Here is a 12,386-nt window from a genome sequence, read left to right as displayed (position 1 = left end):
CATCCTGTCGTCGGCGTGACGTTTGCCGAGTGTTCATAAAATATGCCTTTTCCCGATACCCATCCTGCCCTCAAGCGCGCCCTTGAGGCACGTGGCTACGAACAGCTGACTCCTGTTCAGGAAGCCGTTCTGCAGCCGGGGCTGGACGAGCGCGACCTGCTGGTTTCCGCGCAGACGGGGTCGGGCAAGACCGTCGCCTTCGGCCTGGCCATCGCTCCGACCCTGCTCGGAGACGCAGATCGCCTTCCGCCGTCCCCTCAGCCCATGGCGCTCGTGATCGCGCCGACGCGTGAGTTGGCGCTTCAGGTCCAGTCCGAACTCAAGTGGCTTTATGCCGAAACTGGTGCCCGCATTGCGAGCTGCATTGGCGGCACTGATGCCCGTAGCGAAGCCCGCGAACTGAGCCGTGGCGTTCATATCGTTGTCGGTACGCCGGGCCGTCTGTGCGACCATCTGTCGCGCGGCTCCCTCGACCTGTCCGCTCTGCGCTGCGTCATTCTCGACGAAGCCGACGAGATGCTGGACATGGGCTTCCGCGAAGAGCTGGAACAGCTTCTCGATGCGGCTCCGGCCGAGCGTCGCACCCTGCTGTTCTCCGCAACGATCGCCCGCGAAATCGCGTCGCTCGCACGCCGCTACCAGAAGAATGCCGAGCGCATCGATACGGTGTCGGGTGCGAAGCAGCATTCCGACATCACCTATCGCTGTGTTGTCACGCCGCCGCAGGAAATCGAGCGCTCGCTCGTCAATGTGCTTCGTTTCTACGAAAGCCCGACGGCGATGGTGTTCTGCAACACTCGCATGATGGTCAATCAGGTTCAGGCAACGCTGCTTGAGCGTGGTTTTGCTTCCGTCGCCATTTCCGGCGAGATGGGACAGAACGAGCGCAGCCGTGCGATCGAGAGCCTGCGTTCCGGTCAGGCGCGTGTCTGCGTTGCAACCGACGTTGCAGCCCGTGGTATTGACGTCCCGGCCCTGAACCTCGTGATCCATGCCAGCATCCCGACCGCTGCCGAGACCCTGCTGCACCGTTCGGGCCGGACGGGCCGTGCGGGCCGTAAGGGCACCAGCGTGCTGATGGTTCCGGTGAGTCAGCGTCGCAAGGCCGAACGTCTGCTTCATATGGCCAAGATTCAGGCGGAATGGGAAGCTGTGCCGACCGCTGCGGCGATTGCCGAGCAGGACAAGACCCGTCTGATGGACGATCCGATCCTGACGAATGCCGTGGACGATATGTCCGATGAACTGGTCAACCAGCTCGCCGAGAAATACGACGCCACGAAGCTCGCGGCTGCGCTGGTGGGTCTGTACCGCGCGCGTCTTCCGAAGGTCGAGCAAATCCGCCCGATGTCCGTCGAAGCCCCGCGTCACACAGAGCGCGGCGAGCGTGGTGAGCGCGCGCCGCGTGAAGAGCACGTCATGGCGGGCGAGTGGTTCAAGATGAGCGTCGGCCGGACCGAGCGCGCCGATCCGAAATGGCTGATCCCGCTGATCTGCCGTCTGGGTGGTGTGCAGAAGCGCGAAATCGGCAGCATCCGTATCGATCAGGAACAGACTTATTTCCAGATCGCCGATGAGAGCGTTGCGCGCTTCAAGTCCTGCCTCGCCGGTGCGGACGCTGATGAAGTGACGATCGAGCCGTCTGAAGCGCCTGCTGGCGGCATGGGGCCCCGCGGTCGTAACCCCGGTGAAGGCAAGCGTTTTGGCGGCGGTGGCCGTTCGGGCGCTGGTTTCAAGGGCGGCCCGCGCGGTGGTGCTGGCGGTGGAAGCGGCTACAAGGGACGCGGCGGTTCCGGTTTTAGCCGTCAGAAGCCTGCAGGCGGCGACGGCCCGCGTGGCGATGGTTCGAGCCGTAAGCGCCGTTCCTGATCCTTCTTTCAGGATCTGAGTGACGTAAAACCCCGCCGAAGCAGGTCTTCGGCGGGGTTTTGTTTTTAGGTCTGGGGCAGGCGGGCGGTCAGATCCCGGACTCGATCGAGGATGTCTGCGACGGGCAGCGGGATTGAAGCATTGTCTGTATGGTTTTCCTGTGTGGCACCCGTCTGAAAAATATCGGCCCAGTAGCGCAGGCCACCCTGTGTCGCCATCGCGGCGAAGCATGGATTGACGTGATGGGACGGAACGAGTTCGTAAACGAGGGTTCCCGGCTGACACCAGGCGATATTGGCCATCCCGGCGCCGAGCATGCCCATAACCATTTCGGCTTCGCTGAACAGACGGATCTGTTCGATCAGAGTCATGGTTTCGGGGCGGACGCGCTCAAAACCGAGTTGCTCCAGCCCTTCCGCCATTTCGGATTCGTTGGGAACATGCCGGTTGGCCGAAGCTCCGCGTTCGATATACAGCCGCCGTCTCGCAGGTTTGGCTGAGGCTCCCGCTAGTTGGCGGAGGTGGGCATAGGCGGCACGTGAGAGATCCGAGATGGCAAAATCCGCGCTGCCATTGACGAAGGTGATGTAATCCAGCGTCTTGAACGCGTACTGGTGCCCTTGTTGCAGGCGGATATGGGCGTCGGACGTCAGGCCGAAGAGCTCCAGCGTCTCGAACTGCCAGGGATGCATGTGTTCGGGCAGGACAAGGCGAACAGATTTGTTCTGTAGGAACAGGACATGAAGGGTCGGGATCGTATGGGCGACCCAGTGATAGTAGTTCGAAGCCCAGTGATCGACGCAGCTTGCCGTAAGACCCTTGAAAGACCCGCAGCTTATCATGTCGGCCGGGCGCAGCGTCAGGGCGCGAACGGCATCCGGGGGCTGAACATAGGCTGTTGCGGAGACGGGGTGGCCTGCATGCAGCAGGGTCATCAGGGGTTGGTCCAGCACGATATTGCGTAGGGCATAGTGCTGGACCGTGACCGGCATGCTCTCCCAGTCCCGGAACGGATTTCGCCCCGGATGGGGAAGGTCGGACAGGCCCGATGAAGAGACGCACTTCGCCGGGCAGGTTTCGAGCATGGTCACGCTTCGGGCAATCTCCACCAGATCGGAGGGTCCGGCTGGTGGAGACAGGAAGCGCCTGAGACGGGAGAAAATCGGCATGGTCTGGCTCAGACGGTTTTGGCTGCACCTTTGAGCAAGGCCTGTTGGGCATCGCGGAGGGAATCGGAGAGTTTCTGTTCCGGTTCCTTCAGATGCAGGCTTTCGAGTGTGTCCAGCAGCGCTTCGGCCACGAGCACGCGGGCAAGCCATTTATGGTCCGATGGAATGACGATCCACGGGGCTTCAGGCGTTGAGGTCGCGCGGATGGCCTCTTCGTAAGCGGCGGTATAATGCGGCCAGAACTCACGCTCTTTGATATCGGACGGGCTGAATTTCCACCGTTTTTCCGGATGGTCCAGCCGTTTGAGCAGGCGCAGACGCTGCTCTTCCGGCGAAATATGGAGAAACAGCTTGAGGACGATGATGTTCTGCCGACGCAGATAGCTTTCGAAGTTTTTCAGATCCGTCAGACGGTGGTCCCAGAAATCCGGAAGGTCCGGATTGAGCCCGCGGGCCCGGACCATGTCCGGATGAACGCGCTCCACCAGAACGTCTTCATAATGGCTGCGGTTGAAAATGCCGATCTCGCCGCGTGATGGAATGGCAAGATGGATGCGCCACAGATCGTCATGGCGTGTCGAAATTCCGGCAGGGGCCTTGAAGGACGTAACATGCACGCCCTGCGGGTTCAGGCCCGAAAAAGCGTGCCGGATTGCGCCGTCCTTGCCAGCAGTGTCCATGCCCTGCAGCACGACGAGGATTCCATGCGTCGCATAGGCCGCAAGTCTCTGCTGGAGAATGGACATCTGATCTACGCAGTCGCGGATGCGGGTGCGGGACTCGTTCTTTTGACGACCCAGCGTGTCGTTCGTGGCGATGGAGGACAGACGGAATTTTTTCCCGTCCGTGATGCGAAGTTGTGGGGGGAGGCCAATCTCAACCGACATGACGGTTCACCGCAAGACCGCCCGAGGCCTGACAGACCGGCATCATTTCCAGATAATTGACATTCACATGCCACGGCAGACCAATGAGCCAGGAGACTGTTTCGGCAATGTCTTCCGGTGTCAGCGGTGTTGTGTCCTTGTAAACGGCTGCTGCCTTGGCGTCGTCACCCAGACGTACATTGCTGAATTCGCTGCCCCCACACAGGCCGGGTTCGATATTGGTCACGCGAATGCGGGTGCCGAGCAGATCTGTCCGCAGGTTCTGGGTGAACTGGTGTACGAAAGCCTTGGTCGCGCCATAGACGTTCCCGCCAGTATAAGGATAGGTCCCGGCCGTGCTGCCCAGGGCGATGATGTAGCCCGTATTGCGCTGGACCATGCTCGGCAGAAGCGCACGGGTCAGTTCGACAACGCCCGAAACATTCGTAGCGATCATCGATTCCCAGTTGTCGGGTTCGGCGTCCTGTGCAGGGTCCATGCCAAGGGCGAGGCCGGCATTGTTCACCAGAACGTCGATATCCTGCCAGTCCTCGGGCAGTGCGGCGGGCAGGGCGCGCAGGGCGTCACGGTTGGTCATGTCGAGTGTGAAGGGTAGAACGCTCTCGCCCAGCTCGTCTTTGAGGGCTTCGAGCCGCTCCTTGCGGCGCCCGGTGGCGATGACGCGATGGCCTTCGCGGACAAGCCGTGTTGCAATGGCATGGCCGAAACCTGCGGTGGCGCCGGTGACGAGGACGGTGAGAGGCATGACAATCTCCAGACGGACAGTCCGCACCCGGCAGGGGCGGTTCGTGGGCATACGGGGCTCAGGTCAGTGACATTGGATGTCATTAACACTCCTGAAGGCAAACGCTTGCAATACAGGAAGGGATGCACCCATGTTGGCAGGCATGAAAAAAACACTCGATGGACGCAATGACAACCTGACGGACCCTGCTGTGACAGCGATGGGCAAAGAGGCAGGCCTTACGGGACAACTGCTCGTGGCGGCGCCTGCGCTGGCGGAGACGTTTTTTGAGCGGACCGTGATCTATCTCTGCGCTCATTCAGAGCAGGACGGGGCGATGGGGCTGATCGTCAACAAGCGTCTCGCGCAGCCGGGGCTGGACGATCTGTTCGCGCAGCTTGGAATCGACCCCAATCCCCCCGAACGCCGGATCGGCGTGTGTATAGGCGGTCCGGTCGAGCATTCACGCGGTTTTGTCCTGCACTCGGCGGACTGGGCAGGGGAGGGCAGTCTGGCCGTTGATGGGCACACGACTCTGACCGCCAGTCTGGATATCCTGCGTGAAATCGCCGCCGGACGCGGACCGAAACAGGCGATGATGGCGCTCGGACATGCGGCTTGGGCGCCGGGCCAGCTTGAACAGGAAATCCTGCGGGACAGTTCGTGGTTTGTGGCACCGGCAAGCAATGAGATCGTGTTTGGCGCCGACCATACAAAGAAATGGCGACAGGCGCTGGACGCCATCGAGATCGACCCGCTTCTTTTTTCTTCATCAGTCGGAGAAGCCTGAGAAGGCACCCGTCAGGCACAGGAAGGCAGCATGAGCGCACCCTATATCCTCTATATTTATGAGCACTGCCCGTTTTGCACGAAGGCGCGGATGATCTTCGGGTTCAAAAAGATCCCTTATGAGAAGCGCATCCTGTTGAATGATGATGTGGACGGTCCGGTCCGCATGGTGGGTCGTAAGGTCGTTCCCATCCTTGAAGAAAACGGACATTTCATGCCTGAAAGCATGGATATTGTTACGCATATCGATGGGATCGGAACGTCCGTTCTGACGGGAGACACGCGTCCGGAGATTACGGCCTGGCTCCAGAAGGCCGCCGCGCCTCTTTATCGCCTGTTCCTTCCCCGCGCTGCCGCCGCCCCGCTGCCGGAGTTCGGCACCACCTCAGCACGCGCCGGCTTCATCCGCCGCAAGGAGCCCTCCGTCGGGGCTTTCAGCGCACTGCTGGAAGAGAAGACCGAAGAGCTGACGCAGCTCAATGCACTGCTGAAAGATCTGGCGCCGCTGATCCGTTCGCCCGAGGCCGTAAATGGCGAGCTTTCCACGGACGATATCCATCTGTTCGCGCATCTGCACAGCCTCTCGCTGATCCGTGGGATGGTTTATCCCCCTGAGATCGAGGCCTACCGACAGGCCATGGCGGTGCGGTGCGGTGTGGAATTGTTCGACGACATTGCCGTCTGAGCGCAGCGATATTTCCAAAAAAGGGCCGGATCGCGTGATCCGGCCCTTTTTCATGTCGTGATTATTTTCCGGGCTGAAGAACCGTGTGCAGGAATTGCTCGCGTCGCTGGGCTACGCGGGCGCGAATGACAGGATCGGGCAGCATATGCGTGCCCGGTAGCAGCAGCAGGTCATAGGGCTTGCCTGCATGGAGCAGGGCCTGCGTCAGCTTCATGGTGTTCTCGAAATAGACGTTGTCGTCCGTGATGCCGTGCATGAGCAGAAGCGGCTGTTTAAGCGTATTGGCGTAGGTCAGGACGTTGCTTTTGCGATAGCCTTCCGGATCATTTTGCGGGGTGCCGAGATAACGCTCGGTATAGGCCGTGTCGTAATCCGCGAAATCGACCGGTGGTGCGCCCGCCACGCCGACCTTGAACACATCGGGACGGCGGATGGTCGCCATGGCGGTGAAATAGCCGCCAAAAGACCAGCCATGCACACCGACGCGGGACAGATCCATTTCATGATGACGCTTGCCGAGCGCCTTAAGACCATCAATCTGATCCTGAAGCGGCAGGTCGATCAGGTTGCCCTTGATGGCCCGCTCGAAATCATGATCGCGTCCCGGCGTCCCACGTCCGTCGAGCGTGACGACAATATAGCCCTGATTGGCGAGGCACTGGTCATCAAGATAGGACGTCGGTGTGTCGTGCACCATCTTGGAGCCCGGCCCTGCATAGACGGACAGTACGACCGGATAGCGTTTTGAGGCGCTGAAATTCTCCGGCCGGATGATGGCGGCGTCCAGATCCCGCGTCCCTGCGGTCGTGAACTCGACATGAACCGGAAGTTTCGGTGTCTGCGCTACACTTGGGAGTGTCGCCACGACATGACCCGCCGTATCCCGCACCAAAGTCTGGCGCGTACCGGCGGCACTGGCGAACGTGTCCACCATGGCCGTATGCGTGCCGTTGGTGACATGGATATTGTGGATGCCACGCTCCGTCACGAATGGTGTGACGGCTCCGGTTTTCAGATCGATATGCACGACCTCGTTGTCCAGCCGGTTGGCGCGGACGGTGACCGTGAGGGTGTTGTGTTCGGCGTCGTAATCGTTGAGGGCGATATAGGACAGGCCGGGCGGCGTCAGGACGCGCTCGAGCTTTCCGTCCGGGGTATGGAGTTCAAGCTGCCAGTCTTTGCCCCGGTCTGCGGCCCAGAGAAATCCGGCATTATTATCAAGAAAGACGGGAAGGTTGTGGCCGCCGGACGCGGCGCGCGGGTCCAGTTCGATCCATGCCGGGTCGGACTGCTCCAGAAGGAGATGAGTGGCGCCGGTTGCGGGGTCGATCGTGAGAAGCTGTTCTTTCGTCTGTTCGCGGTTGAGCAGGACGATGGCGAGGGGGGCATTCTTCCGCCAGACGACGCGACCGAGATAGGGCCATGCCGCATGGTCCCATGAAATCCAGCGGATCGGGCCACCTTTGGCGTCCACGAGGCCGAAGCGCGTCTTGGCGTTGTTCGTGCCCGCGCGGGGATAGCGGAAGATGACGGGTTCGGCCTGCGGGGTTTCGGGGTTGGTGATGTAGTGCTTTTCGACGTCGCTGTTATCGGCTTCCTCGAACAGGATGGTTTTGCTGTCCGGCGACCACCAGGCACCGTCCGCGCGTTCCAGTTCCTCGGCGGCGGCGAATTCGGCGAGGCCGTGGCTTAGCGTGTCGCTGCCGCCGGTTGTCAGGCGCGTTTCACGTCCGCTGACCAGATCGACACTATAAAGGTCATTATCCCGCACGGCGGCGAGGCTCAGTCCGTCCGGAGACAGGCGGGGGGCGATCCACTGACCCTCGACAGGCGTGACGCGGCCGTCATCCGTGGCGATGCGTTCGAGCTGCCCACCCTGTGAGGCGAGAACTGTGCCGCCGTCCTCGCTCATCTGGTAATCGGTAATGCCGGACATGCTCTGGCGCGCCCGTTCGCGCCGGGCTTTCTCCTCGACCGACAGATGTTCCGGCCCCGATGCAGGTGCGGCCAGTTCATGAATCGCATGATCCGACAGGTCGTAGCGATAGAGATGCAGATGTGTGTCGAACGGTCCCGAGCGCAGGAACAGGACGGAGTGACCGTCCGGCGTGACTTCCGCGTGGTTCGGCAGGCCAAGCGTTCCGTTCCGGGTCTTGGCGAGATCGAGCATGCAGGCTGCGGGATCGGCGGCATTGGCAATCCCGGCGGACAGCACTGGAGAGATGAGGGCGCAGGCCATAAGGGCGCGACGAAGGGGATTTGAGGGCATTGCATCTCCAAAAGAATGACGGCGGACGGGATTTTGACGTCGATCATGGACCGGGGCGTCGTTTGTGAACAGGGTTTGCGGAAGGGATCTGCGCAACCCTCTCACGTTTTCGAGAGCAGGGGCGATTTTACCGGGACCGATCCCGGGTTCGTGTGTTCTGCATTGCACTACGTCTCAGCAAGAAGGAGCCTGATGGATATGCAGTATCGTCAGCTTGGTCGCTCGGGCCTCAAGATTTCAGCACTCAATTTCGGATCGGTCACATTCGGCGGGCAGGGCAATTTTGCCGCCACCGGTAAGGTCGATGTGGCCGAGGCCACGCGGATGGTGGACATCTGCGTCGAGCATGGTGTGAACATGTTCGACACGGCGGATGCCTATTCCGGCGGTGAGGCGGAGGAAATTCTGGGTCGTGTTCTTCAGGGACGTAGCCGCGAACTGCTCGTGACCTCCAAGGTGCGTTTTCCGACGGGGAAGGGGCCGAACGAACAGGGCCTGTCGCGCCATCACATTCTTAATGCCTGTGACGACAGTCTGCGTCGTCTGGGGCGCGATCATATCGACCTCTATTATCTGCATGAATGGGACGGCCTAACGCCGGTCGAGGAGACGCTTGAGGCGCTCCAGACTCTGCGCGATCAGGGCAAGATCAGGTATGCGGGGATTTCCAATTTTGCAGGCTGGCAGGCGATGAAGCTGCTGGGTGCCGCGGAGCGAGATCGTCTGATCGCCCCCGTTAGCCAGCAGCTCTATTATTCCCTTGAAGCGCGCGATGCCGAATATGAGCTTCTGCCCCTTGCCGTGGATCAGGGCTTGGGCGTTCAGGTCTGGAGCCCGCTCGCCTGTGGTCTGCTGACGGGGAAGTACCGTCGCGGCAAGACGGCGCCGGAAGATTCCCGCCGGATTTCCGGCTGGCCGGAGCCGGAAGTCCGGGATCTGAAAAAGCTCTACGATACGGTCGAGGTTCTGGTGCAGATTGCGGAAGAGCACAGCGTTTCCGCGGCCCGCGTGGCGCTGGCCTGGACGCTGCACAAGCCGGGAATCACGTCGCTGGTTCTGGGGGCGCGTAAGGAAAGCCAGCTTCTGGACAATCTCGCTGCCGCGTCGCTCCGTCTGACGCAGGAGCAGGTTCGCAGACTGGACGACGTGAGTGCGCCGGATCTGATCTATCCGTACTGGCATCAGAACCGCAATGCGTTCGATCGTCTTTCGAAAGCGGATCTCGTGTTGCAGGGGCCGGCAAAACGTCTCCGTGAGGCTCTTGAAACGAAAAAATGACTGCCTAAATATTCATCACAGGCCGCTGCCTCCGGGGGCGGTCAAGAACATCAATGTCGCCGCAACGGGGCATACGAGGACTTTAAGATTATGGACATTCAGAATTTTACCGAACGCAGCCAGGGCTTTCTTCAGGCCGCACAGACGATTGCGCTTCGGGATTACAACCAGCAGCTGACGCCGGAGCATCTGCTCAAGGCCCTGCTGGACGATGAACAGGGCGCGGCCTCCGGCCTGATCCGCGCTGCGGGGGGCGATCCGAAGGTGGTTCAGACCGCTAACGATGCCGCTTTAGCGAAACTGCCGAAAGTGCAGGGTGCTGGTGCCGGTCAGCCCCAGATGACGCCTGATCTTGCCCGTCTGCTGGATGGTGCGGAATCCGCTGCGAAAGTCGCTGGCGACAGTCATGTGGCGCAGGATCGTCTGCTCGTAGCGATTGCCGCCAGCAATACGGCTGCGGGCAAGGCACTTGTAGAGGGCAAGGCCAGCGCCGGGGCTCTCGAGCGTGCTGTTGCAGAAATCCGCAAGGGACGCACCGTCACGAGCGCATCTGCGGAAAATACGTTCGACGCCCTGAAGAAATACGCCCGTGACGTCACGGCTGTGGCTCAGGCCGGCAAGCTCGATCCGGTTATTGGCCGTGATGAGGAAATCCGCCGGACCATTCAGGTTCTGGCCCGTCGCAGCAAGAATAATCCGGTTCTTATCGGTGAGCCGGGTGTGGGTAAGACGGCGATTGTTGAAGGTCTCGCGCAGCGGATCGTCAATGGTGACGTGCCCGAGGCCCTGCGCAACAAGAAGCTGATGTCGCTCGACATGGGCGCGCTGATTGCCGGTGCGAAATATCGCGGTGAGTTCGAGGAGCGTCTGAAGGCTGTTCTCAAGGAAATCGAGACGGCTGAAGGCGAGATTATTCTCTTCATTGACGAAATGCACACCCTTGTCGGCGCTGGTCGCTCCGATGGGGCGATGGATGCGTCCAACCTCATCAAGCCAGAACTGGCGCGTGGAACGCTGCATTGCGTGGGTGCGACGACGCTCGACGAATACCGCAAATATATTGAGAAAGACGCGGCTCTGGCCCGTCGTTTCCAGCCGGTTTTCGTGGGTGAGCCGTCCGTTGCCGACACGATCTCGATCCTGCGTGGCATCAAGGAGAAGTACGAACTGCATCATGGCGTCCGCATTACGGACAACGCCATCGTTGCGGCTGCAACCCTCTCCAATCGCTACATCACGGATCGTTTCTTGCCGGATAAGGCGATCGATCTGATTGACGAGGCAGCCAGCCGTCTGCGGATGCAGATCGACAGCAAGCCGGAAGCTCTGGACGAACTCGACCGTCGCATCATCCAGCTTAAGATTGAGCGGGAGGCCATCCGCAAGGAAGACGATACCGCGTCGAAGGATCGTCTGGTCGCGCTGGAAGCAGAGCTTGCCGATCTGGAAGAGCAGTCCGATGCGATGGGCGCTGAATGGCATGCCGAGAAAGATCGGGTGAATGCGATCCAGAAGCTGAAGGAACAGCTTGATACCGCGCGCTCCGATGTGGAGGTCGCGCAGCGTCAGGGCAATCTCGGTAAGGCGTCTGAGTTGATGTACGGCCTGATTCCGAACCTTGAGGCCCAGATCGCCAAGGCTCAGGAAGAAGAGGACGCCTCGTCGAAAAGCGGGCTGTTCGCTGATACCGTGACAGATCAGGGCGTGGCCTCGGTCGTGTCCCGCTGGACGGGGGTGCCGGTGGACCGGATGCTCGAAGGCGAGCGCGCCAAGCTGATTCGCATGGAAGACACGCTGCGTGATCGTGTCGTTGGGCAGGAGCAGGCTCTTGTGGCCGTGTCGAACGCCGTCCGCCGGGCCCGTGCCGGTCTTCAGGATCCCAACCGCCCGATTGGTTCGTTCCTGTTCCTTGGTCCGACGGGTGTTGGCAAAACCGAACTGACGAAGGCTCTGGCGCAATTCCTGTTCGATGACGAGAAGGCCCTGCTGCGGATCGACATGAGTGAGTTCATGGAGAAGCACGCAGTCTCCCGTCTGATCGGCGCCCCTCCGGGGTATGTCGGTTATGACGAGGGCGGTGTGCTGACCGAGGCTGTGCGCCGTCGTCCGTATCAGGTGATCCTGTTCGATGAGGTGGAGAAGGCCCATGAGGACATCTTCAACATTCTGCTTCAGGTTCTCGATGATGGACGCCTGACGGACGGGCAGGGACGTGTGGTGGACTTCCGCAACACGATCATTGTTCTGACCAGTAACCTTGGCTCCGAAGTTCTGGCCAATCTGCCGGATGGTGAATCGGTGGATGAAGTTCGTCCGCAGGTGATGCAGGTCGTACGGAATCACTTCCGGCCGGAATTCCTGAACCGTCTGGACGAAATCATCCTGTTCTCTCGTCTGCAGCGGAAGGACATGGACCGGATCGTCAAAATTCAGACCAGCCGTCTCCAGAAGCTGCTGGAAGATCGCAAGATCGACCTGGAACTGGACGAGAAGGGAACCGAATGGCTGGCCGCAGAAGGATACGATCCTGTCTATGGGGCCCGCCCACTCAAACGCGTCATCCAGCGCAGCCTGCAAAACCCGCTGGCCAGCCTGCTGCTTGAGGGAAGCATTCATGATGGCGAAGCCGTGAAGGTTTCGGCCACTGACAAGGCCCTCACGATCGATGGAAAGCCCGTTTCGGCGGGCTGACCACGATAAAAGCGGGTTGGAACCC

At 60.6% G+C, this 12,386-nt stretch carries 9 protein-coding genes; 5 read left to right on the top strand and 4 right to left on the bottom strand.

From position 1 onward, the window contains the following. The first annotated feature begins 42 nt into the window (after nt 1-42). On the top strand, nt 43-1,869 hold the full coding sequence (locus GKO01_RS11960; RefSeq protein WP_099287230.1) for a DEAD/DEAH box helicase: 1,827 nt from the start codon (nt 43-45) through the stop codon (nt 1,867-1,869). 65 nt (nt 1,870-1,934) lie between these two features. Here GKO01_RS11960 and GKO01_RS11955 read toward each other — a convergent pair whose 3' ends face one another. From GKO01_RS11955 to GKO01_RS11945, 3 genes are read right to left on the bottom strand one after another with little or no spacing between them, the layout of a single operon-like run. Further along, nucleotides 1,935-3,038, bottom strand: coding sequence for a glycosyltransferase family 61 protein (locus GKO01_RS11955; RefSeq protein ID WP_099287229.1), 1,104 nt, complete (start codon nt 3,036-3,038; stop codon nt 1,935-1,937). A gap of 8 nt (nt 3,039-3,046) precedes the next feature. Continuing rightward, on the bottom strand, nt 3,047-3,925 hold the full coding sequence (locus GKO01_RS11950; protein ID WP_099287228.1) for a polyphosphate kinase 2 family protein: 879 nt from the start codon (nt 3,923-3,925) through the stop codon (nt 3,047-3,049). After that, complete coding sequence (locus GKO01_RS11945; RefSeq protein WP_099287267.1) at nt 3,915-4,670, bottom strand: SDR family NAD(P)-dependent oxidoreductase; 756 nt, start codon at nt 4,668-4,670, stop codon at nt 3,915-3,917. The genes GKO01_RS11950 and GKO01_RS11945 overlap by 11 nt, the downstream gene beginning before the upstream one ends. Before the next feature lie 142 nt (nt 4,671-4,812). Here GKO01_RS11945 and GKO01_RS11940 point away from each other — a divergent pair, with 142 nt between their 5' ends. After that, entirely contained in the window at nt 4,813-5,439 is a 627-nt protein-coding gene (locus GKO01_RS11940; RefSeq protein ID WP_099287266.1) for a YqgE/AlgH family protein, read from the top strand. A 30-nt stretch (nt 5,440-5,469) separates the two neighbouring features. Then, complete coding sequence (gene grxB, locus GKO01_RS11935) at nt 5,470-6,123, top strand: glutaredoxin 2 (RefSeq protein ID WP_099287227.1); 654 nt, start codon at nt 5,470-5,472, stop codon at nt 6,121-6,123. 61 nt (nt 6,124-6,184) lie between these two features. Here grxB and GKO01_RS11930 read toward each other — a convergent pair whose 3' ends face one another. After that, entirely contained in the window at nt 6,185-8,392 is a 2,208-nt protein-coding gene (locus GKO01_RS11930) for a S9 family peptidase (protein ID WP_099287226.1), read from the bottom strand. Between the two features lie 198 nt (nt 8,393-8,590). Here GKO01_RS11930 and GKO01_RS11925 point away from each other — a divergent pair, with 198 nt between their 5' ends. Further along, nucleotides 8,591-9,670, top strand: coding sequence for an aldo/keto reductase (locus tag GKO01_RS11925; protein ID WP_099287265.1), 1,080 nt, complete (start codon nt 8,591-8,593; stop codon nt 9,668-9,670). 90 nt (nt 9,671-9,760) lie between these two features. Beyond that, nucleotides 9,761-12,361 (top strand): ATP-dependent chaperone ClpB, encoded by a 2,601-nt coding sequence (gene clpB / locus GKO01_RS11920; protein ID WP_099287225.1) that lies wholly within the window; start codon nt 9,761-9,763, stop codon nt 12,359-12,361. The last annotated feature ends 25 nt before the right edge of the window (nt 12,362-12,386 follow it).

The organism is Gluconobacter kondonii (assembly GCF_002723995.1).
GTDB lineage: Bacteria > Pseudomonadota > Alphaproteobacteria > Acetobacterales > Acetobacteraceae > Gluconobacter > Gluconobacter kondonii.
The sequence above is the reverse complement of the archived record's forward strand: the minus strand, read 5'-3'. Positions and strand labels throughout refer to the sequence as shown.

What these genes read in the sequence shown, in the direction of transcription:
- GKO01_RS11925 (WP_099287265.1), top strand. Translation starts at nt 8,591, where the DNA reads ATGCAGTATCGTCAGCTTGGTCGCTCGGGCCTCAAGATTTCAGCACTC.
- GKO01_RS11945 (WP_099287267.1), bottom strand. Translation starts at nt 4,670, where the DNA reads ATGCCTCTCACCGTCCTCGTCACCGGCGCCACCGCAGGTTTCGGCCAT.
- GKO01_RS11955 (WP_099287229.1), bottom strand. Translation starts at nt 3,038, where the DNA reads ATGCCGATTTTCTCCCGTCTCAGGCGCTTCCTGTCTCCACCAGCCGGA.
- GKO01_RS11940 (WP_099287266.1), top strand. Translation starts at nt 4,813, where the DNA reads ATGAAAAAAACACTCGATGGACGCAATGACAACCTGACGGACCCTGCT.
- grxB (WP_099287227.1), top strand. Translation starts at nt 5,470, where the DNA reads ATGAGCGCACCCTATATCCTCTATATTTATGAGCACTGCCCGTTTTGC.
- clpB (WP_099287225.1), top strand. Translation starts at nt 9,761, where the DNA reads ATGGACATTCAGAATTTTACCGAACGCAGCCAGGGCTTTCTTCAGGCC.
- GKO01_RS11930 (WP_099287226.1), bottom strand. Translation starts at nt 8,392, where the DNA reads ATGCCCTCAAATCCCCTTCGTCGCGCCCTTATGGCCTGCGCCCTCATC.
- GKO01_RS11960 (WP_099287230.1), top strand. Translation starts at nt 43, where the DNA reads ATGCCTTTTCCCGATACCCATCCTGCCCTCAAGCGCGCCCTTGAGGCA.
- GKO01_RS11950 (WP_099287228.1), bottom strand. Translation starts at nt 3,925, where the DNA reads ATGTCGGTTGAGATTGGCCTCCCCCCACAACTTCGCATCACGGACGGG.